Origin of the sequence: Treponema putidum (genome assembly GCF_024401155.1) — a bacterium.
Lineage (GTDB): Bacteria > Spirochaetota > Spirochaetia > Treponematales > Treponemataceae > Treponema_B > Treponema_B putidum.
In genome coordinates this window covers 1,557,617-1,580,340 of the sequence record NZ_CP038804.1, presented here as the reverse complement: position 1 = coordinate 1,580,340, position 22,724 = coordinate 1,557,617, and the positions used below count along the sequence as shown (strand labels likewise).

The 22,724-nt window shown below is 38.8% G+C and carries 17 protein-coding genes and 1 pseudogene; 10 read left to right on the top strand and 8 right to left on the bottom strand.

The genetic code is table 11. From position 1 onward, the window contains the following. The first annotated feature begins 50 nt into the window (after positions 1–50). Positions 51–2,324 carry an oxidoreductase gene (locus E4N74_RS07415; RefSeq protein WP_255817139.1) on the top strand — a complete coding sequence of 758 codons (2,274 nt, stop codon included), beginning with the start codon at positions 51–53 and terminating at the stop codon, positions 2,322–2,324. A gap of 115 nt (positions 2,325–2,439) precedes the next feature. Here E4N74_RS07415 and E4N74_RS07410 read toward each other — a convergent pair whose 3' ends face one another. After that, positions 2,440–4,497 carry a S9 family peptidase gene (locus E4N74_RS07410; RefSeq protein WP_145475354.1) on the bottom strand — a complete coding sequence of 686 codons (2,058 nt, stop codon included), beginning with the start codon at positions 4,495–4,497 and terminating at the stop codon, positions 2,440–2,442. A gap of 339 nt (positions 4,498–4,836) precedes the next feature. Here E4N74_RS07410 and E4N74_RS07405 point away from each other — a divergent pair, with 339 nt between their 5' ends. The 4 genes from E4N74_RS07405 to E4N74_RS07390 all read left to right on the top strand — a co-directional run bounded on the left by E4N74_RS07405 (position 4,837) and on the right by E4N74_RS07390 (position 6,814). Further along, entirely contained in the window at positions 4,837–5,067 is a 231-nt protein-coding gene (locus tag E4N74_RS07405; RefSeq protein WP_002668190.1) for a hypothetical protein, read from the top strand. Next, positions 5,067–5,468: a type II toxin-antitoxin system tRNA(fMet)-specific endonuclease VapC gene (vapC, locus tag E4N74_RS07400; protein ID WP_044977328.1), complete on the top strand. Its 402-nt coding sequence runs from the start codon at positions 5,067–5,069 to the stop codon at positions 5,466–5,468. Before E4N74_RS07405 ends, vapC begins: the two co-directional genes overlap by 1 nt. Before the next feature lie 24 nt (positions 5,469–5,492). Further along, on the top strand, positions 5,493–6,356 hold the full coding sequence (locus E4N74_RS07395; protein WP_255817138.1) for an MFS transporter: 864 nt from the start codon (positions 5,493–5,495) through the stop codon (positions 6,354–6,356). Between the two features lie 92 nt (positions 6,357–6,448). Continuing rightward, positions 6,449–6,814, top strand: coding sequence for an MFS transporter (locus tag E4N74_RS07390; protein WP_255817137.1), 366 nt, complete (start codon positions 6,449–6,451; stop codon positions 6,812–6,814). A 29-nt stretch (positions 6,815–6,843) separates the two neighbouring features. On the opposite strand, the pseudogene E4N74_RS12825 reads toward E4N74_RS07390, so the two are convergent. The 4 genes and pseudogenes from E4N74_RS12825 to E4N74_RS07365 form a co-directional block, all read right to left on the bottom strand. Continuing rightward, positions 6,844–7,328, bottom strand: a pseudogene (locus E4N74_RS12825) (hypothetical protein). Between the two features lie 32 nt (positions 7,329–7,360). Beyond that, positions 7,361–7,954, bottom strand: a complete 594-nt coding sequence (locus tag E4N74_RS07375; RefSeq protein WP_255817136.1) for a CbiM family transporter — start codon at positions 7,952–7,954, stop codon at positions 7,361–7,363. Positions 7,955–7,970: 16 nt separating this feature from the next. Then, positions 7,971–8,756, bottom strand: coding sequence for an energy-coupling factor ABC transporter ATP-binding protein (locus E4N74_RS07370; RefSeq protein ID WP_255817135.1), 786 nt, complete (start codon positions 8,754–8,756; stop codon positions 7,971–7,973). Beyond that, a complete protein-coding gene (locus E4N74_RS07365; RefSeq protein WP_255817134.1) occupies positions 8,744–9,169 on the bottom strand; it encodes an energy-coupling factor transporter transmembrane component T family protein in 426 nt (141 codons plus the stop codon). Before E4N74_RS07365 ends, E4N74_RS07370 begins: the two co-directional genes overlap by 13 nt. A 483-nt stretch (positions 9,170–9,652) precedes the next feature. Here E4N74_RS07365 and E4N74_RS07360 point away from each other — a divergent pair, with 483 nt between their 5' ends. Further along, positions 9,653–10,405 carry an Rpn family recombination-promoting nuclease/putative transposase gene (locus E4N74_RS07360; RefSeq protein WP_044977323.1) on the top strand — a complete coding sequence of 251 codons (753 nt, stop codon included), beginning with the start codon at positions 9,653–9,655 and terminating at the stop codon, positions 10,403–10,405. A 285-nt stretch (positions 10,406–10,690) separates the two neighbouring features. Here E4N74_RS07360 and E4N74_RS07355 read toward each other — a convergent pair whose 3' ends face one another. Together E4N74_RS07355 and E4N74_RS07350 are read right to left on the bottom strand one after the other, a co-directional pair. Then, a complete protein-coding gene (locus E4N74_RS07355; protein WP_255804802.1) occupies positions 10,691–11,638 on the bottom strand; it encodes a formylglycine-generating enzyme family protein in 948 nt (315 codons plus the stop codon). 88 nt (positions 11,639–11,726) lie between these two features. Further along, the gene (locus E4N74_RS07350) at positions 11,727–12,209 is read right to left on the bottom strand and encodes a hypothetical protein (protein WP_044977319.1); all 483 of its coding nucleotides are present in this window, start codon (positions 12,207–12,209) and stop codon (positions 11,727–11,729) included. Positions 12,210–12,894: 685 nt separating this feature from the next. Here E4N74_RS07350 and E4N74_RS07345 point away from each other — a divergent pair. From E4N74_RS07345 to E4N74_RS07335, 3 genes are all read left to right on the top strand, one after another. Then, positions 12,895–18,453, top strand: a complete 5,559-nt coding sequence (locus E4N74_RS07345) for an alpha-2-macroglobulin family protein (RefSeq protein WP_255817133.1) — start codon at positions 12,895–12,897, stop codon at positions 18,451–18,453. A gap of 1 nt (position 18,454) precedes the next feature. Next, positions 18,455–18,610, top strand: coding sequence for an ankyrin repeat domain-containing protein (locus E4N74_RS07340; protein ID WP_044979639.1), 156 nt, complete (start codon positions 18,455–18,457; stop codon positions 18,608–18,610). 162 nt (positions 18,611–18,772) lie between these two features. Next, a complete protein-coding gene (locus E4N74_RS07335; RefSeq protein ID WP_044977317.1) occupies positions 18,773–20,134 on the top strand; it encodes a Na+/H+ antiporter NhaC family protein in 1,362 nt (453 codons plus the stop codon). A 269-nt stretch (positions 20,135–20,403) separates the two neighbouring features. Here E4N74_RS07335 and E4N74_RS07330 read toward each other — a convergent pair whose 3' ends face one another. After that, a complete protein-coding gene (locus tag E4N74_RS07330; RefSeq protein WP_044977316.1) occupies positions 20,404–21,288 on the bottom strand; it encodes a DMT family transporter in 885 nt (294 codons plus the stop codon). A gap of 191 nt (positions 21,289–21,479) precedes the next feature. Between E4N74_RS07330 and megL the strand changes: the two genes are divergently transcribed. Beyond that, the gene (gene megL / locus E4N74_RS07325; RefSeq protein ID WP_044977315.1) at positions 21,480–22,685 is read left to right on the top strand and encodes a methionine gamma-lyase; all 1,206 of its coding nucleotides are present in this window, start codon (positions 21,480–21,482) and stop codon (positions 22,683–22,685) included. Positions 22,686–22,724: the final 39 nt, after the last annotated feature.

Below are 22,724 nucleotides of genomic sequence, written 5' to 3'. Positions count from 1 at the left end.
TTCCTAAAAATTAAAATTATAGAGTATAAAAATTATTTTGGAGGAAAAGAATGAAATTTGATGCTGAAGTAAAAAAAATGGTGGACGCTTACGGCGGATGGATGGAAGGCGATTTTGAAAACAGGGCAGGGGGGACAGGCCGCATGACTAAGGCCCTTTATCCCTATACCCGTCTTTTTTCGCCTATTTTAATTAACAAAACAAAAATTAAAAACCGTGTTGTCATGGGACCTATGGGAAACATAAATATGTGTGAAGAATCGGGACGGCCAAACAAAAAAATGCTTGAATATTTTTTTGCCAGAGCTGAAGGCGGTGTAGGTTTATTGACAACCGGCCTTATTCCAATAAGTCATGGAATAGATCACTCGGTAACGGAGCCTCATAATTATTCTTATTTTCCGCGTATCGACGGAACGAGAACCAATCTTGCAGGCTGGAGGGATCTGGCTCAGGGCTGTCATGCTTTCGGAAGTAAGATCTTTATTCAATTAACCCCGGGACTGGGACGTGTAGGAAATCCTCAATGTCTTTTAACCAAGTTTAGATTTCCCGTGTCTGCTTCAAATAATCCCAACTTTTATATTTCCGAAATTCCCAGCTTGCGTCTTTCAGGCAGAGCCTTAGGAAAAATTATAAAAAATGCAGGGCAGGCTGCCGCCGATGCCAAGGAGTGCGGGCTTGACGGAGTATATCTTCACGGCCATGAAGGCTATCTTCTTGAACAATTGACCAATCCGGCCTTTAACCGCCGTAAGATCGGAAAATATGCCGACTGGCAAAGATTCGGGCTTGATATTGTAAAAGAGATAAGGAAAAGGGCCGGCGCCGACTATCCTATAATGTATCGCATAGACCTTTCTCTTGCCCTTAATGAGACCTACGGAGAAGAAGGCATGAAAGTTCGGCAGCTTAAAAAATTTAAAAACGGAAGAACAATAAAAGAAACCCTTGACTATATGAAAAATCTTGTAAAATGCGGCGTAGATATTTTTGACGTAGACCTCGGATGCTATGATAACTGGTGGCTTCCTCATCCTCCGGGCGGAATGCCCGCAGGCTGCTTTCTTGAAGTTTCCAAAATAGTAAAAGATTATTTTGCTTCCAATAATATTATATCTAATGCCGGAATCCCCGTTCCTGTAGTTGCTGTCGGCAAGTTGGGCTATCCCGATGTTGCTGAAACTGCATTGAGAAACGGCGAATGCGATATGGTAATGCTTGCCCGCCCCTTATTGGCCGATGCCGAGTGGTGCAATAAAGCTTACGCAGGCAGGGTAGAAGATATTAGGCCATGTATCGGATGCCAGGAAGGCTGTATCAACGAATTTGTTTTAGGAGGGCATCCTCAATGTGCCGTAAATCCCAGAACAGGTTTTGAAGATGTTCTTCCCTTTGATGCTCCTTCAGCAGAGGTAAAAAAGAATATCGGTGTTATAGGTGCCGGGCCTGCCGGCATTTTATTTGCAGTTAAGGCAGCAAAGAGGGGACATAATGTAGAACTTTTTGAAAAAACGGACAGAGTCGGCGGCAGCGTAATTACTGGAAGTGTGCCTAAGATTAAATATGATTTTGAAAATTATTTAACCTATCTTCAAGCAAAGGTAGAAAAGGCTAAGTCTATGCCTAATTTTAAACTTTCTTTAAACACTGAAGTTGATCTCAATTTTCTAAAAAACAAAAAATTCGATGTCTTGGTTTTTGCATACGGAGGTAAACCTATTTCTCTTTCCGTTCCGGGAATGGAAAAGATAAAGACAATCCAGGCTGTAGACCTTCTTTTAAATCCTAAGGAGGCGGAAGGTGCTAAAAAGATTGTTATAATAGGCGGAGGTGTTGTAGGATGTGAAACAGCCTATTGGCTAAAATATGAGCACAAAAAAGATGTTACGGTACTGGAAATGCTTCCGTATTTTATGAAAGGAGTTTGTACTGCTAACAGGGGTTACCTTATCTACTATATGAAAAAAGCCGGTGTTAAACTTTTAAATTGCGCAAAACTTATAGGGCTTGATTCGGGAAAAGCTATTGTAGAAAAAAACATTTCGAAAGGTGTGCCTAATCCATATAATACTTGGCAGCCCATCTTGCCTGAAAACATACCTAACCCGCTTGCGAAAAAAATAGGCACCGAAACTCAAAAGATTGAACTGGAGGCCGACTTAATAGTCTTTGCCGTTGGAAACAAAACCGATGACGACCTTTATTTTGCAGCCCAAACTAAAAACATAGCTCCCGAAATTTATAATATCGGAGACAGCTCTTGTTCGGGAAAGGTTTTGGAAGCAACTCGTGCTGCGCAAAGATTAGCTGCCGGAATTTAGTTTGCTTAATAAATTGTGATTTAATATTAAGAAAGCCTCAAAAACTTAAGTTTTTCGAGGCTTTCCTTAGAATTTAACTTGCAATAATAAAACTCTCTAAGGCTAAGGCTAAGGCTTACTTATTGATTCCTGCCATGTTAAGGATAAAGGCATATTCAAAAGCAGTATCTTTAATCATGTCATAGCGGCCTGTAGCTCCGCCGTGTCCTGAATCCATGTTCATGTGTAGGATTAAGATATTATCTCCGGTTTTCTTTGCACGCAGCTTTGCAGTATATTTTGCAGGCTCATGGAAAAGCACTTGAGAATCGTTTAAACCTCCGGTTACAAGCATGTGCGGATAATTTTTTGCTTCGATATTGTCATAAGGAGAATAAGAAAGCATGTAATTATAATATTCCTCTTCGTTAGGGTTTCCCCACTCTTCGTATTCGCCTGTTGTAAGGGGCAAAGAATCATCGAGCATAGTAGTAACGACATCTATAAAGGGAACGGCAGCAACAACAGAATGGAAAAGATTCGGCCTCATATTTGTAACTGCACCCATGAGAAGACCGCCCGCACTTCCGCCCATTATTGCAAGTTTATCGGAAGAAGTATATTTTTGAGAAATAAGGTATTCGGCACAGGCTATAAAATCGGTAAAAGTGTTTTTCTTTTTTAAGAGCTTACCGTCCTCATACCACTGTTCTCCCATGTCGCTTCCGCCCCTGATTTGAGCAATGATATAAACAAAGCCCCGCTCAACAAGACTGTAAACGCTAGGACTGAAATATACATCGGAGCTGTAGCCGTAACTTCCATAAGAATAAAGAAGTGCAGGCGCTGAACCATTCTTTACAAAACCTTTTTTATAAACGGCGGCCATAGGAACCTTCACTCCGTCAGCAGCCGTTGCCCAAAGCCTTTCTACAATGTAATTATCCGGATTAAAACCTGATGGAACTTCCTGCTGTTTTAACAAGACCGATTTTCCCGTAAGCATATCGTAATCATATACGCTGCTTGGACGGTTTAATGAAGTGTAAATATAGCGTACCTTATCGCAAGCGTATTCCGGGTTTGCACCTAAATAAGCCGTATAAACGGGTTCGGGGAAAGAAATATTTTTTACCTCTCCGTTTTTAAGAGACTTAATTTCAATCTCGATGAGTCCGTTTTTACGAAGCTCCAATACGAGGTAGGATTCAAATACGGATACATCTTCAATGCGGACATTTTTGTCGTGAGCTCTTTCTTCCTTCCATGTAGATTTATCTGAATAGGAGGAACGTGGAGCGGAATAGATTTTGCCGTTTAAGTTTTGTTTGTCCTTATAGCGGATAAAAAACTTTTCCTTGTGCGGGTAAACGGAGTATTCGGTATCCTTAACGCGGGGAAGAAAGATTTTAAATTCTTCTTCAGGTTTATCGGCATAAATAAAGCGTTCTTCCGAGGTGGTAGAACTTGAGCTTGAAATAAAAATAAATTCCTTTGTCTTTGTGCCCTGCACATAGCAGGAAAACTTTACATCTTTTTCTTCGTAGACAAGGGTTCCTTTTTCTTCATCAAGTTTTTGCCTTAGGATCTTACTTGAACGCAAGGTGCTGTCGATTGCACTGTAAAAAAGAGTTTGACTGTCTGATGCCCAAGCTGCGGTAACGGCTCCGTTGTAGCTGAAGCCTATATCTTTTCCGGTCTCCAAATCGCGTATCTTTAAAATAAATTCTGCAAAGGAACCTGTTTCGTTATAAAAATAGCAAGCTTTTTTATTGTCGGGACTTACAACATAGTCGTCGAAAATAAAGGCTTGCTTTCCTTCGGCCATTTTGTTTACATCGAAAATGATTTCTTCGGCTGAATCAAGAGACGCTTTTTTTCTGCAATAGGTTCTGTACTGCTTTCCCTTTTCGACACGGTTATAATAATAATAGCCGTTTTCAAAAACAGGATAGGTTTCATCATCTTCTTTTATGCGGCCTACAATTTCATCATAAATAGATTTTTGCAAATCTTTTGAAGAAGCCATTATCTTATCAGTATAAGCATTTTCGGCATTTAGGTAATCGATAACTTTTTTATCGGTCTTGTCTTTTAACCAATAATAATTATCGATTCTTGTTTTCCCAAACTTTTCAAAACGTGTTTCTTTTATTTCCGCAATAGGCGGCTTTTCAAAATCTGATTGTTTCAATTTATTTCTCCTATAATTTAGAGTGCATTATAAGCCCTTTCTAACTTTATGTCTACCGGATAGTTTATGTAAAATTAAGCAGTCTCAAAGATATAAAAAACACACAGGGCATTTTAATAGATGCCCAAATTCCCTTCCGAAAACATAAAACGCTTCGGCGGCTTTAAGATGCTGAGAAGCAGGTATCTTGGGATTTTGAATTCCCGATTTTTATATGACAAGTATACTTGCAAGTATACTTGACGGATAAATAAAAAAGCTGTATACTTATAGTAAGCTTAAGGTAAACCTCTAAAAAACTGAAGTTTTTAGAGGTTATCTATAGGGGAGGATGGAGCGATGCCGCAAATATCTTTATATGTAAAAGAAAGTCATTTTGAAAAAATTGAAAAAGCCGCTAAAAATGCAAACAAATCCATTTCAGGCTGGGTTTTGGAAAAAATTCTTCCTCAAATTGAGCCTTCTTACTCCAAAGAATTTATAAATCTTTTCGGATCGGTAGATGATAAAACCTTTAAAAGACCGGAACAGCCGAAATGGGAAGATGACAGCCCTAGGGAGTTCCTATAATGTATTATTTGGACACAAATATCTGTATTTATTTTATAAACGGAAAGTATCAATCCCTCAAAAATAAAATTTTATCTATTCCGCCTTCTAAGATAAGGCTTCCTTCAATTGTAAAGGCAGAGCTTTTATTGGGTGCATATAAAAGCAGCAAAAAGAAAGACAATCTAAAACGGCTTGAAGTGTTTTTTAAAGAATTTGAAGTAGAGCCATTTTCGGATCAAACGGCATACACATATGCAGATATACGTTCAAAGCTGGAAAAAAGCAGAACCCTTATCGGGCCTAATGACTTACTTATAGCATCAATAGTTTTATATAATAACGGAACCTTGGTAACAAATAATACAAAAGAATTTAAAAGGATAAAGACCCTAAAACTCGAAAATTGGGTTGAAAAGTGAGTCCTCAAAGGTTAAAATGTTTGTATGCAAATTCAAAAAAGAACGGAAAAGCGTAATTTATTTTTAATTTATTTCGGGACAATAACTTCGCTGATAGGCGATGAGATAGGAAGCATAGCTATTTCTATCTGGGTTGCCCTTCAAACGGATAATCCTATAAATTTTGGCCTTGTTTATTCTGCTGCCAAATTTTCAAGAATTGTTTTTTCTCTTTTTTCAGGTTCAATCGTAGACAGCTTTAACAAAAAAAAGCTTTTATATTTAAGCGACTCGGCTCAATTTGTTTTAAATATTTTTATTCTATTTTTGATTCTTTTAAATTCGGATTTTAAGTTAAAAGTATTTTTGTTTTGTCTTATAAGTGTTTTGCAAGGTTTTTGCCTGTCCATCTTTAAACCCACAAGCAGAGCAATTTTACCCGAAATAATAAATAAAGAAAATTTAAAAAAAGCTAATTCGGTTTTAGAAATGAGTAAGAGCTTAATTTCGATGTCGGCCGTAATCTTTGCAGCAGGGCTAGTGATGCTCTTAGGCTGTGAAGTCTGTATTTTGATCAATGCTCTAACTTTTTTTATATCCGCCCTATCCGAGATTTTTATCCGCTACGTTTTTAAAAAGAAAGATGAACAAAATAAAGCGGAGTCAAAGTTAAAAAAGATTTTCGATGGGTACCGCTATGTTTTAAGTGAAAAAGAACTTTTAAGATTTGCATTATTGGCTTCATGCTTAAACTTTTTTTGTACACCTATTTTTTCGAATATATTGACCTATCAGTTTAAAACTGTTTTTATATTTAATTGGCAATCGGCTTTTTCTGTAATAAATAATTTTTTAAAAGATGAAAAGTCTTTTTTAACTCTTCTTTCAGCAATTGTTTTTTCGGCTTAGGAATAGGAAATATACTGGGCAGTCTTGCTGCTCGAAAAGTTTCCGGTAAAAATATACATTTTTTTGCTTTGATTTTGCCGGCCTTTTCTTTTTTGATTTTAGGCTTTTACTTTTGGTTTTTAAAAGAAAATAACTTTTTATTTAATATAATCTTACTCGGCGGTATTATCAGCTTATCCGCCCTGCTTGCAGGTTTCAGCATGGGAGTTTTTAATGTCTATGTAACAAGCCTTTACCAAAAAAAAGTGCAACCCGAATTCTTAGGAAGATTTTTTGCCTTTAATACCGTGTTGATTCAAATATCTTCTCCGATAGGAATGCTTATCGGAAGCAGTATCGCTGCAATAGGCATTTTTTATCCCGTCTTTCTTTTTGCCGGCAGTATTTTATGTTTTATAACAATTTTTTTAAATGTAAAAATAGAATTTGCCGCTCATTATAAGCAGAACTCAAGTTAAAATGAGCGGCGATATTTTAGATACTTGTTTTAAGCTTTTTTATCTAAGACCTTTTTTTTAAATGTTCTAAATTCAAAAAAGAGAAAAATAATTGCGCAGGTATTTAAAACGGTTAAAATTGTGGGGAGCTTACTAGGTCTTTTTGTTTTCCCGATTTTTTTAGATTTTACAGAAGAATCGCCGGAAGCGGATTCGGTAGAGCCGCCTTCGTCTGAGCTTTCTTCTTCGCTTGCTTCCCAATAGGCAACATGGCCTGCGCCATCCGCAGCTTCGGCCGACATTACTTTAAGCGAGGGATCAAAGCGGTAAAAGCCATTATCATCTATAACACCTTCTTGAATGACATCAAAGCCTCCGTCGGAATAAAGAATTACCTTTGTCCTGGGGTAAAACCTCCGCCGTCATATTGTACCTGAAAAACTCCCGGTTCTACTAGCTCCAAAAACATTGCATGAGAAAAAGCTGCAAAGCTTACAACAAACAAAAACAATAATGTTAAAGCATATTTTTTCATAATTTTACCTTCTATCAAAAATATTGATTTTCCTATAAATTCCGTTTAAACCAATCGGGCCTTGCCTTCATTATGAGTTTGACGGCAAAACCGGTAATTACGGCCTCGACCGCCATTACAACGGAGTGGGAAACAAAGATAGCTATAAAGGTTTCTTTTGCAAAACTTCCGCCCGTCATAAGAAGAACCGATAAAACCAAAACTACAAAGATAACAGACAAAGCTCCTACAACCATTCCCTTTAAAAGCACATTATCGCTTTTCCAATTATAAAAAATAATTGCCGATAATATTGAAGAAATAGAAAGCATCAAGGTATTGGCTCCGAGAGTTGTAATCCCGCCGTGCTGAAACAAAAGAGCTTGCAGCAGCAGAGCGGGAAAAAACGCAAGGGGCGCCTTACGCCCGACAATAATTCCTATCAGTCCGCACATGAGCGGATGAACCGAGCTAGGCGGTATCGGAATCATAATAAACGAAATAGCAAAAAAAGTTCCCGCCATAAGACTTATTTTCGGGATATCTTCTTCTTTTGTTCCTTTGACGGCAAATGCAATTCCTACCGCACTCGCCGCATAACCTACGGCACAAACCGCCGTCGATAATCCTCCATCGGATATATGCATAAATTCCTCCTTTTATTTACAATAAATTTAGGGCATCTTCAACAGAACGGGGTGCAGGTTTTTTATGGCCGAAAAGCCTTGCCAGTTTAGGCATAACTATACCGGCCCTTTGCAGGACTTCCGCATTATTAAAAATGCTCACGGCATCTCCTCCGGCAATCAATTCTCCCTCGTTCATAACATAAACATTATCGGCCCACTCATAACAAAAATCTTGATCATGGGTCGAAAAAATAATCGTCTTTCCTTCTTTGGAAAAATCGTCCAAGATATCTTTAAAGGCCGCCTTTACCTTGCTGTCAAGACCCGAAAAAGGCTCATCGCATACGATGATTTCAGGCTCCATTACAAGGACACCGGCTATGGCACATATCTTCTTTTGTCCCAAACTGAGCTGATAGGGCGAGTAATCCTTTAAGTGTTCGATATTCAATTTTTTTAAGATGCGGTCAACGGCAGCTTCTATTTCTCCCCTGCTCATACCCAAATTCTTTAAACCGAAGCCGATGTCCTCATAAACGCTTGTCAAAAAAAGCTGATGGTCGGGATAATCAAAGAGGAAACCGGATTTTTTTCTTACGGAATTTAAGGTCTTTTTAGAAACCTCTTCACCCAAAATATTCACCTTTCCGGTTTGAGGCAAAATTGTTCCGTTAAGATGATAAAGGAGGGTCGACTTTCCCGAACCGTTTAGACCGACTACTGCCGTCTTCTTTCCTTTTTCAAAATGAGCATTTGTATTCTTGATTGCATTCCTTCCATCAGGATAGGTGTAGGATAAATTTTCTATTAAAACAGCCATGGAATCTCCATAAATCTTTCTATTATTGTGAGGCCTATAAAAAGCAAAACAAAGAAAACAAGAAGGCCTATGTAAAAAGACGAGGTAATTTTTTCGGGTTTAAATTTGGTTTCGGAGGTAAAACCCCGTGCTCTCATCGCATTATAAACCTTGTCGCCGTGATCCGCCGTCTTCAAAAAAAAGCCGCCTATCATTTCCCCGTAGGTTGAAACCTTTGCAAAGGTGCGGGCATTGTCAAAGCAGCGGGCACTCATAGCCTTTGCAGTCTTGTCTATATCCGTCCTTACCATAAAAAAGTATCTAAATGTAAGGGAAATAATCTGATTTAAAAAATTGGGAAGACCTAGCTTCATAACGCCTTCAACCAAGTAAAGGTAAGAATATTTTGAAGAAATAAATGAAATTGTCATCATCGCACACATTAGCCGCAAGATGAGCTTTGCCGAAAAATATCTTTGTTCTATGGAACATTGTAAAAACCCCTGATTACGAAGGGAAGCAGCACCATTATCACAAAGGGTAAAACACCGAGAATCGATTTAAGGTTTTTAATTTTTTCAGGTGAAAAAATCAAGATCACGGAAATAACAACAAAAACCCAGACTATCAAAACTTCTATGTGCTTAATGCTCGAAAGATAGAATAAAAAAAAGAAAAGAAAAGAATATATAAAGTTATGTGAGGTGCTTTTTTTAACCTTTCCATAATCGTATAACCTTGGCTTGAGTCCTTATTTTATAGCACTTTTAGAGGAGAAAGACAAGGGGGGCGATTAAAAATGTACATCCAGAGTCTGATTTTCACAATTTAATCCAATTTATAAAAACCTTTTTATATTTTACTATTTCTTTTAAATATTTTCTATAAATATAATGAGGAGGAAGAAAATAAAAAAAATGATTAAGAAGTTTGAAGATTTAACATTTATCGACGATTTTATGTTTTGTAAAGTTATGCAAAATGAAAGTTTATGTAAAGCACTTATTGAAATGATATTATCTGATACAATAGGCAAAATTGCATATATTTCGGTACAGCACAGTATTAGCACTTATGAACAGGCTAAATCGATAAGATTTGATGTTCTGGTACAGACAGAAAACGGTAAATTTTACGATGTCGAAATGCAGGTAAGCAACGAGAAGAATATACCCAAAAGAATGAGGTTTTACCAAGCAGCTATTGATATCTCGTTCTTGGATAAGGGAAATTCCTATAATAATTTAAATGACAGCTTTATAATTTTTATTTGCACTTTTGATGCTATCGGTAAAAACAAATCTGTTTATACCTTTGAAAACATCTGTATTGAAGATAAAAACACATCTTTACAAGATGGAACAAAAAAGATTATAATAAACTCAGAGGCTTTTGAAAATGCCGAAGACAAAGAATTAAAGGAATTTTTAGAATACCTTAAAACAGGTAAAGTAAAGAGTGAATTTACAAGGGAGATAGAGGCTATGATACAAACAGTAAAACAAAATGAACAAGCAAGGCAAGAATATAGATTAATGTCAACTTTTGAGATGGATATTAAAGATAGTGTTAAGCGGGAGACAGCAAAACTTATGAAACAAAAAAACTTCGATATAGCTTTAATTAAAGAAATAACAGGCCTTCCCGAATCAGAGATTGAGAAACTGTAGATTAGGGGATAGGCGTAAACCTGACGGGGCGGCCTTGTCTCTACTTAAAATTGTTTCGCTAATCTTCAATATGTGGAAAGTGTGCTGTTCTAAGAGCTAACTATCACCATCCATAGCGGAATTTTAATACTTAATTGTTTTTCAAAACCGCCCAATGGACGGTTTAGAAAACTTAAATAGTTAATCCACCACCGCCACGCATGGCGGTGGTTACAGCTTCGAGAGTTTTGCTGTCAGGCAAAACTCTAAGATAAAAAATGTACAGGATGTACATTTTTTATCGACTCAAGGCCGGCAAGCCAAGCGGAAGCCAACAATGCTGCCCCTGTCGACAGGACTTTTGTGGCTCCGTAGGCCCACAGCGCAGTTCCCCGCGCCATTGTTCCAGCCGCCGCGCCAAACACGGCGAGTGCCTGACGTGGGCCCCGCATAGTCCGCCCCCGGCGAAGCCGGCAAAGTGACATACCAATCCCAGCACCATTCAAAGATGTTCCCGCTCATGTCATATAAACCGTAGCCGTTAGGAGACTTTTTCTTTACCTCATGGGTTTTACTTCCGCTGTTTGAACTGTACCAAGCATAGTTTTTAAGTTCAGTCTCGGTATTTGCTCCTGCCCATTTATAATCAGTTTCTCCTTTCGCTGCCCATTCCCATTCCGCTTCAGTCGGCAAACGGAATCCTTTTTTGTTCATATCCATGTCAGGTACTTTTTTTGCCTCTGCGTCAGCTGTGCCGTAGGTATGCCCTTCAACCGTATACACGCACTGGCTTTCTCCCAATTCCGCTACCTTTTTGGTAAGCTCATTGCAGAACGCTATACACTCATACCAGTTTACCTGCTCTACAGGACGCTTTCCCTGTTCTTCGCCTTCATCAGGTTTTTTGCCGGAACTCCCATCAAAGTAGCTCGGATTAGTGCCCATCACCTTTTCCCACAGCTCCTGCGTTACCTCAGTCTCCCCTATAAGATAGGCACTTAAACTTACGGTATGAGGCTTGTTATCACTGTAAGCATTATCGCCCAACTGGGCATCCACAGCGGCTATACCTTTCATGGTAAATTCGACTGAACTTACAGTGTAAGACTTATCAATAGGAGGAACAGGCTTGGGCTTTTCCTTTACTTTTTGCGGACAGCCTGTTAATAAGACTCCCGCAGCCAACAACAATGCAGTAATTGATACTGCCCGATTTAAGACCTTAGTCTTAAGTTTGAAATTAGTTTTTTTCATAGCTAACTTCTCCTTTAAATAATTTAATTTTTGTATATCCAAAGGCTTATTTACTACCTTGAAATATCAACATATATAATTTTATCTGTTAATCATCTTCATCGCCATCACAACTATAGATATTCCTCCAAGGGAAATATCCCCTATTTATGATCTCAATCTCATTTTTACAAGTATCTTTATTTTTCTCATTAAACTCAGGTTGTATTTTATAAATCAAACAGGCTTCGGCATCTTTAATTAGTGTTTCCATATCATCATCTCCTGAAACAGAAATAACTTCACCTGCAAATACAGATATATACTCATAGTCATCTAAATTATTAAGTATATCTTCATAACTAGAATGATCTCCAACCAATCTTGCTCCTATTGTTTGCTCATGGGTTTCACCTATGTATAGTATTTGCTTATTATCTGCAATAATTGCATATAAACCGTTTTTATCGAGAATTTCTCTATCACTATCATCAACAATTTCTTTTAATTTTTCTTCTAAGTTAGAATAATTGTCCAGCTCATCTATACTAAACGAATCGATTTCTTCCCAGTATATTTTTACATGCTTCATCAAAGTCTCCTTTCCCGTACTTTACGGTATGTTTAATTTAAATTTTATTATTCCACACTTATCCCAAAGGATAAGAGCTCCCGTTTTTTCAATTTATCTTGCACCTTAATCCCTTTATTTCCAAATCATAGCAGTCTCCCTCCTTTTAGATAGGATAAATTTATACAAAAAACCGCAAAGCCGAATAAATTCAGCCCTGCGGTTTATAAATTGAGAAAAATAAATATTACTAGCTTTAATTAGAGATATTTTACTTAATAGAGAAAATGGGGAGGTAAACTTAGGCTAACATTTTTTAACGCATTACAAGCCAGGATAAGGGAAAGAGAAAAATTTAATGTTATGCAAAAAAGCTGTTTAACCATAAAAATGAGTATAGGCTAAAACCTTTAAAATGTCAAGATATCGCATTTAGGCAGATAATTTAACCGCAGCGACCGCAAAGGAATTTTTTAAGAACCTTTGTAACAGTTCGGGGTTTCCAAAGGGGTATCCCCTTTGGCAGACGGGAACAACCAGCATAGCTTCGAGGTAAAGGAAGGAGTTGTTTTAGGGGAGGAAAGGTACAGCCGGCGCAGCTTCAAGGCAAACCTGTTCTGTCGGGTTGTCCTTTTTCCCCTAATCAATTTTGCCTTTTCTATTTTCCTCAATTGAAAATTTTTGCATTTTGTGCTAATATATGTTTATGAAAAGTTTAAACTCATTATCAAAACAGCTTTTAACTGCTGTATTTCTTGTTTTGTCGGTATCGGTTTTTATGACCGGTTGTAAAAAAAATGATCAAGCCTTGCAAAACGCAATGGATGATATTGAAAGTATAAGCTACGGAGCCTTAAACCGGCTTGAGCCCATCAATGTAATTTTTAAGGAAGAAATAAAGTACCCTGAAAATCTTGAAAAGGCTTGTATTTTAACGCCTAAGCCTTCCGGAGAATGGACGATAGCGGGTAAAAATCAAATCACCTTTACCCCCTCATCAGCTTACAGCTTTAAAACCGATCTTAACTTGGAATTGGATGTAGGACTCCTTCTCGAAAACACCGAAAAGAAAAAGGGAGTCAGTATTACATTCAGCATAGCTCAGCCTGAGTTTAAACTTATATCGGGTGAACTAATCCCCGACGAAAAAAAAGAGGATGTTTTTAGATTTGAAGGTATAGGCGAAACCGATATACCTGAAACGCTTGACTCAATAGAAAAAATGTTTACAGCCGATTTAAAGATGGGAAATGCAAAGTCAAACCCTGCCGTAAAGGTTAGCCAAGGAGCCGCTCCCAACCAATATAAGATAAGCATAAGAGAAATAAACAGAAAAAAGCAGGTTCAAGAATTGAGCCTATCATGGAATTTGGAAGCTCTCGGAGGAGAAGGCTCAAATTCTACGAGTTTTACAGTGGCAGCCCTGTCGGTTTTTCAGGTAACTTCTTTTTCGCAAGAAACGGGAGGCGAAATACAGGTAAACTTTTCGGATGCCCTTGATCCTTCGCAAGATTTACGAGGTTTTATAAAACTTGAATCGTCTCCTGAAACTCCCTTTAGATACGGCATTGACGGGTACAAGCTTAAAATCTTTGCTCAAAATGGAGCTTTTCCCGACAATACGCGCTTATCGGTACTGCCCGGCATAAAAAATTCAAGAGGGAAAAAACTTGAAACCGAAGCTGACTTTTCCGTAACGGTTGCTTGGGAAAAACCCTCAATAAGCTTTACAAAGGCCGGAAACATAATTCCGGCAAAGGAAATGTCCGTCCTTGTTTCTACCAAAAATATCAGCGGCCTCATGCTTGAAGCCTTTCAAATTTACGATAAAAATATGACACAGTTTTTTCAGGTAAATAACATAGATGGAGACTATGAGCTAAACCGAGTAGGAGAACCCGTTTGGCGGCAGAGCTTCGACTTTGAATGGAACAGTTCGATGAAAAACCGCTATATTCAACACTCCCTCGATATAAGCAAGCTGGTAAAAAAATTCCCCGGCGGTATGTTCCAGCTTCGTGCAAGTTTTACAAAAAAGCACAGCATGTATGAATCCCCTTCCAAAACCAACGAGTTTTCTCATCTTCCGTTTCCAAAGGATATAAGTGAAATAGAAAACTTTACAAACATCGAAACCGATTATTGGAATAATTCGGATATAGAAGATGAAGACCGTTATAAATTTTGGTCAAACAGGGAAAACCCGAATCATCCCGCTTTTTACCTTCCGTCCTACAGCAATTACTGTATGGCAATAAAAAGAATTTTGGTTTCAAACATAGGCTTATCGGCAAAAAAAGATAGAGAAGGAAATATATATATATGCGCAGCAGATCTATTGACAGCCGAACCTATGAGCGGTGTAAATATAAGTTTATTCAACTTTGCTCAAAAAGAATTGGAATCAGGTAAAACCGACGGCGACGGGCTTTTAATGCTCAAAAACGAAAACGATGCCTTTCTTATAAGGGCCGAAAAAAGCGGAGACGTAAACTGGCTTCCCCTTAATTCTGAGATTCTTTCCACAAGTCATTTTCAGGTAGAAGGAGAGTCTTCAAAAAAAGGAGTTAAGGGCTATATTTATGGAGAACGCGGGGTTTGGCGGCCGGGGGACGATATTCATCTTGTATTTATTTTACAGGATTTGGAAAAAAGCCTCCCAAAAGATTTTCCTGTTAAATTCCATCTTGAAGATCCTTTAGGGAAAAAAGCGGATTCTAAGGTTTTTACTTCTTCTGTGGACGGCTTTTACAGAATTGACACTAAAACCAATGTTCAAGACAAAACCGGCACATGGTACGCAAGGGTTACAGCCGGAGGAAAGACATGGTCTAAGAGCATAAAGGTTGAGACCATTGTACCCAACCGCCTATTTGTAAACCTCGATCCTAAAGCAAAATATTTTTCCGAAGGCTATAATCCGGCCGTGCTGGGAGGAGAATGGCTCCACGGGGCAAAGGCTTCAGGCCTAAAGGCTGAAATTTCAGCCCGCTATGTTTTAAACCGGACACCTTTTGAAAACTATAAAAACTACAATTTTATAAATCCCGAGCTTAGCGTACAACAAGATTCAAATAAAATTTGGGAAGGTACTTTGGATGATTCGGGAAAAGCCGACATAAATCTTTATCTTTCATCCGAAGCAAGAGCCCCCGGAAAACTACGGGCAATTTTTGAAACAAGAATATACGAGCCTTCAGGTGCCTTTTCTACGGAAAACAAGGTCTTTGATTATTCGCCCTATTCACGCTATGTCGGAATGCAGATTCCTAAAAGCGATGATGAGTATAGAGATATGCTTTACACCAATAAGGATCAAACCCTAAATTTTGTGGTTTTAGATCCTGAGGGAAATCCCGTAAAAGAAGGCGTAAACTTAACCGTAAACCTCTATAAGCTGGAATGGTATTGGTGGTGGGAAACAGACGAAGAAAGTGCCAACTATACGAATTCAAGATACACTCAACACATAAAAAACTGGAATATTTCGGCAAAGGGCGGAAAGGCCGAACTTAAGATGAAAGTTTCAAATGGAGACTGGGGCAGGTATTTGATTACGGTTTCAGATCCGAACGGAGGGCACAGCTCAGCTCAGGTAGTATACTTTGACTGGGAAGGATGGGCCAGCCGAAGAACAAGTGATGAGTCAAGCGATTCAATCATCATGCTGACAACCGACAAAGCAAAATACTATGCCGATGATACTGCCGAAATCACCTTCCCCGGTTATGAGGGTGCAAAGGCCCTAATCACAATCGAAAAAAACGGCAGAGTCTTAAAACAAGAATGGATAAAATCCAAGGGGAAAATTTTCTCGTACAAATTAAAACTTGATTCTTCTATGGCTCCGAACATCTACGCTCACGTAAGTTTAATACAGGAACACAGCCAGACAAAAAACAGTCTGCCCATAAGAATGTACGGAATAACTCCTGTAATGATAGAAAACAAATTATCAAGACTCAACCCGGTCATAAATACGGAACAAAGTTTTGAACCTAACAGCAAGGTTTCGTTTACGGTAAGCGAAGAAAAGGGAAGACCCATGACCTTTACCGTTGCCGTAGTAGACGAGGGGCTATTAGGCCTTACAGCCTTCCATACCGGTAACCCATGGGACAGCTTCTATAAAAAAGAGTCCTCGCAAATTACCTCTTGGGATATTTACAAGTACGTAATCGGGGCCTACAGCGGAAAGATAGAATCGATTCTTTCGGTAGGAGGAGGAGGCTTTATAGACAATAAGACCTCAAAAAATGCGGAACGTTTTAAACCCGTTGTTTACTTTTTCGGCCCCTTTGAAATCAAAGCAAAGGAAAAGAAGACAATCGAATTCGATCTTCCGCAGTACATCGGAGCTTTGCGCATTATGGCAGTTGCAGGAAAGGACGGAGCCTACGGTATAAAAGAAGAAACAGTAAAGGTAAAAAGCGATCTTATCGTAATGCCGACTCTCCCCCGAACCATGGGCATAGGAGAAACAATCGAGGTTCCCGTAACAGTCTTTAACGGAACCTCTTCCGAAAAAAAAGCAAAGGTGGTTTTAAAAAGCGAGGGAGCCGTAAACTCAAGCGAAACAAAAGAGTTGACTATCCCGGCAAATTCCGACTCTTCCGTCTTTTTTAGGTTAAAAACTGATAAGGGAGGCATCGCAAAATTCACGGCGGAAGCCTCGGCCTCAGGCATTTCAAAAACGGCAAAGGCCTTTACCGAAATAGATGTGCTTTCCAGAGGAACGCCATACTCTACAGTCGAGCTTATAAATATTGAAGCCGGAAAAACCTTTGCTAAAACCGTTCCGCTAAGGGGCGAAAACGGAACAAAGAGTTTAAGCGTAGAAATTTCTCAAATGCCCGCCCTCGGACTTGAAAACCGCCTGGCCTATCTTTTGGGTTATCCTTACGGCTGTATAGAGCAGATAACTTCCAAGGCCTTCCCCCAATTATACCTAAATACGATAACGGCCCTAGACCAAACCGAGATTGATAAGGCAAAGAGTAATGTAAACTCGGTTCTAAACCGCTATATAAACTATCAGCTTAGATCGGGAGGATTCAGCTATTGGCCTGACGGCGGATATGAAAGCTCTTGGGCTACAAACTATGCAGGCCACTTTATGGTTGAAGCAAAAAAAGCCGGTTATGAAGTAAATGACAGCATTTATCAAAGCTGGCTTTCTCATCAGATAGAAATGGCGAAAAATTGGGCAGGCACCTATGCGGACGGTATGGAAACTCAGGCCTACCGCCTATACACCCTTGCCCTTGCAGGAAAGAGTGATATAGGAGCAATGAACCGTTTAAAAAATATGGAACAAAACCTTAACTCCGTATCGAAGGCTTTCCTTGCAAATGCTTATAGTCTTGCAGGCCACAGCAGTACGGCCAAGGCAATGCTCGAAAAACTGTATGAACCGACCACCGTTTATAGGAGCACGGGCGGAAACTTTTCGTCCAATATCAGAGACTTGGCTTTAATCTTAAATGCTTATACCACTGTCGGAGAAACTGCAAGGACATCAAACCTTATTTCAAAGCTTGCTAAAATTTCGTCAAGCAATGAGTGGCTTTCGACACAGGAAACGGCTTGGATTCTTTTAGCCCTTGCCCCTCACTATGCCTTTGACAAAAATAAGAGTGCAAACTATGAGATTGTAACCGAAGGAAATGTAATCAAGGACAAATTGAACAATACATCAAAACTCCATAATATTCCGGTAAATACCGAAACGGCAAAAAAGATGGAAATTAAGAATACGGGAAATACACCTATCTTCGCTGCTATAAACACGGCAGGAAGGCTTAATCCGGGAAGCGAAACCCGCATCGAAGAAAACTTAAAACTTTCGGTCATCTATCAAAACGAGGATGATCAAGAAGTCTCGCCTGAGACCCTAAAAAAAGGACAGAGGTTTAAGATGAGGGTAAGAGTCGACAATAAGACCCAAAGTACTCTTGAAAACCTTACCCTTTCAATCCCCATTCCGACAGGCTGGGAAATTACAAACACAAGGCTCGGAGGCGACGATGATACGGATTCGGAAGACAGGCGCAGCACAAACCGCCTATATGACTTTCAAGATTTGAAGGATACTCATATTTATACTCATTTTGCCTTAGGCGGCTACGGCACAAAGAACTTTGAGTTTACGGGAACCGTAACATACGGAGGAGAATACTATATACCGGCAATCTTTGTCGAGGCTATGTACGATTATGCTTATAGGGCAGTCCTCCCCGGCACAAGGGTAAAGGCGTTTGATTAGTATGAATATAGCCGAATTTATAAAAGCCGCAAAAAAGAATGATGTTAAACTTATAACAACTTATTTACAAAACGGCTTTGATATTAACACAAGGGATAAGGACGGCTTTACGGCTGTTATGGAAGCAGCCGAATTCGGCTATAAGGATTTATTTTAGTTTAAAAAAAATAATAAATAAATAATTTTTTTTATAATTTATATTTTTTTTTTTTTATTGACAAGTCAAAAAAATTATGAGATAATCTAGTGGATACTTGAGCTATAAATACATATTGTGCTTATAGCTTAAAGTAATTTTTATTTTGTGGAGGAGATTTTTATGGAAAAATCTAAGTTCAAACCGAATGGTGTTGCTCTTGTTCCCTTTCTTATCTTTGTTGTCGTTTATCTGGGAATCGGTGTAACTCTTGTAGCAAAAGGCGATCCTATGGGATTTTACGGCTTTAAGGGCCCTATTGCCGTAATTGTAGGTATTATAGCAGCCTTTTTAATGCACAAAGGTTCAGTCAATGAAAAATTCGACGCTTTGGTCAAAGGCTGCGGAGATGCAAACATCATTACTATGTGCATCATCTATATTTTGGCAGGAGCTTTTTCGGTTGTTTCAAAGCAGATGGGCGGTGTTGATTCTACAGTAAATTTAGGTTTAACCCTAATACCGCCGAATTTTGTTACGGCAGGACTTTTTATTATCTGCTGTTTTTTGTCTATTGCAACAGGAACAAGTGTCGGTACTATTGCTGCCGTAGGTCCTATAGCCGTCGGTTTTGCAGAAAAAGCAGGTATTTCTATGCCTCTTATGATAGCCTCAATGGTAGGCGGAGCAATGTTCGGTGATAACCTTTCGATTATTTCGGATACTACAATTGCAGCTACAAGAACACAAGATGTCGACATGAGGGATAAATTCAGGGTTAATATGGCATTAGCCTTACCGGCCGCAATTTTAACTATCATCCTCCTATTGATTTTCGGCAGGCCATCCGTTCCTCCGCAAATTGAATCTTTGGAATTTAATATCGTAAAAGTCTTGCCCTATATCTTCGTATTGGTCGCAGCTATTGCAGGTCTTAACGTATTTGCCGTTCTTTTAGGCGGAATTATTTTTTCCGGTATTATAGGAATGGCTTACGGAGCTTTTAATCCATTAGAGTGGACAAACCATATCTATGACGGCTTTAACGGAATGTTTGAAATATTCTTGCTTTCTATGCTAACCGGAGGACTTGCTTATATGGTAAGTCAGGCAGGCGGTATGGAATGGCTTTTACAAAAAATAAAGGGTATGGTAAAGGGAAAAAAATCCGCAGAGCTGGGTATCGGTGCTCTAACCCTTCTTACCGATGCTGCAACGGCAAACAATACAGTTTCAATTATTATCGACGGCCCTATTGCAAAAGAAATGTGTGAAGAATTCAAGGTTGATCCTCGAAGATCTGCCTCACTTCTTGATGCCTTTTCTTGTGTAATGCAAGGATTAATTCCCTACGGTGCTCAGCTTTTAATAGCCTGCTCCTTTACAAATGGTCTTGTAAATCCTGTAGGTGTTATTCCTCTATTGTGGTACCAGCTTTTACTGGGCGTTTTCTTGGTTCTCTCTATATTCTTCCCATTTGCCGACGGATATATTAAAAAACATCCTTGGAATTTTGAAGAATGGAAGGCTGTTAAAGCAAAATAAGTTTTATAACTTAAAATATTTTTCCCAAGGTTCGGGTAAAACTTAGAGCCTTGGGATTTTTTATTCGTGCGGAGGGTTTAATACCCTGTTGCTGTGCAACGTACGCTCTGCGTCGTAACAAAGGGTATTAAAGCCGACTGCAACCACCTTATGAGAACAACAACCCCGACGCTCGCGTCGGGGTTGTTGATTTATCGGCAGGTTTCTTCTTTTATTCACTTTGAAGTCTCATTACTGGTGTCCATTACGGGTGTTTCTAAGGGGGCCCCTTAGGGGCGTCCCTTAGGGGTGCCTTTCATAGCAAATATTATGATGCTTGCTATGATTATTGTTCCGCCTATTGCCGTTCCTTTATTTAAGGTTTCGCCTAAGGCTAGATAGCTTAAAATACTTGCAATCAAGGGATTAAAAAAAATAAAATTTGTAACATCGCTTGTTTTTTCGGCAAATTCTATTCCCTTATTAAAGAAAAAATAACCTAATGCACTTGTAAAAATCCCTAAGTATAAAAGACTTCCTATATACCTAAAATCGGCAGAAATGAGTTCTTTATAACCGTCAATACAAAAAGGAGATAAAATAATAGACGCACAAATCATACTATAGGTTACAATTTCTATTGAAGTATAGCCCATTTTTGTAAGTTTTCGGCTTAAAATATTATATCCGCAAAAAGAAACTGCTGCCGCCACAGTCCACAAAATACCTATGTCTACCGACAAAATTCCTTCCCATAATATAATAACTAAAACTCCGCAAAAAGCCGTCAAAATGGAGATGATTCCGATCTTACTTATCTTTTCGCCATAAATAACCGAAGCCGCTGCAGCGGTCATTATAGGGGTTGTAGCGATTATTATGCTTGAGGTTGCAGCTGTGATTGTTCTAATACCCATATTAAAAAAGATAAGATATAGGTCAAACCCAAGCGCTCCCGCCAAAAAGAATAATCCTATGTGCTTAAGTTTAAAAGGAGCTCTAATTTTATTAAACCTTCCCATAATTAAAAGAACAAGACTTGCCAAAAAGCATCTTAAAAAACCCAAGGCTTCCGGCCCGAAATGCGTTAAGGAAAATCTTGAAAACGGAAAAGAGGAGCCGAAAAAAATAATGGCGGCAATAGCATATAAATATGATTTCAGTTTATTAGACATAATCCCTTCCTAATCTTTAACATGGATTTTTTTTTAATATTATGATATACTAAGATAGTAATGAAATCAAGTATGAGTGTCATATATTTGTTTCCTAAAAAATTTCAATTTTTCAATTTTTTTTACTTGCAATAATATAATAAATGGCTTATAATACTTCCATAGCGTATATTTCATTTGGAGGAAGATATATGAACAGAAAAGAATTGGACAAATTGGGATTTGCTTCAAAACAGATTCATGCAGGAAGCATTAAGAACAAGTACGGTGCTTTAGCTACACCTATTTATCAAACTTCAACATTTGCGTTTGATTCGGCTGAACAGGGAGGCCGCAGATTTGCCTTAGAGGAAGAGGGTTATATTTACACTCGATTGGGTAACCCTACGACTACGGTTGTTGAAGAAAAACTTGCCTGCCTTGAGAACGGGGAAGCTTGTATGTCTGCAAGTTCCGGTATAGGTGCCGTTACCTCATGTATTTGGTCAATTGTAAATGCAGGTGATCATATTGTTGCCGGAAAGACTCTTTACGGCTGTACCTTTGCATTTTTAAATCATGGTCTAACACGCTTCGGTGTTGAGGTAAGCTTTGTCGATACTAGAAATCCTGAAAACGTAAAAAAAGCTTTAAAACCGAATACAAAAATCGTTTATTTGGAAACACCGGCTAATCCTAACATGTATCTTAGTGACATCGCAGAAATAAGCAAAATTGCTCATGCTCATAATCCCGAATGTAAGGTAATAGTAGATAATACCTATATGACGCCCTATCTTCAGCGCCCTCTTGATTTAGGTGCAGACGTCGTTCTACATTCTGCAACAAAATACCTAAACGGACATGGAGATGTTATTGCAGGTTTTGTTGTCGGAAAAAAAGAATTCATCGATCAGGTACGTTTTGTAGGTGTTAAAGATATGACTGGTTCTACATTGGGGCCCTTTGAAGCCTACTTGATAGGCCGAGGTATGAAAACACTCGATATCCGCATGGAAAAGCACTGCGCCAACGCTCAAAAAGTTGCAGAGTTCTTGGAAAAACACCCGGCTGTTGAATCCATCGCTTTCCCGGGCCTTAAATCCTTCCCGCAATATGAACTTGCAAAAAAACAGATGAAACTTTGCGGAGCTATGATTGCCTTTACCGTTAAGGGCGGCTTAGAAGCCGGTAAAACTCTTATAAACTCGGTTAAATTTGCAACCATTGCAGTAAGCTTAGGCGATGCCGAAACTCTTATTCAGCATCCTGCAAGTATGACTCACTCTCCGTATACCCCTGAAGAAAGAGCTGCTTCGGATATTGCCGAAGGTTTGGTACGCCTTTCTGTAGGTCTTGAAGATGCGGAAGACATTATTGCCGATTTAAAACAAGCCTTAGATAAACTTGTTAAATAAATCTCAAAAACACCTCTAAAATTTTGTTGGGTTTTAGAG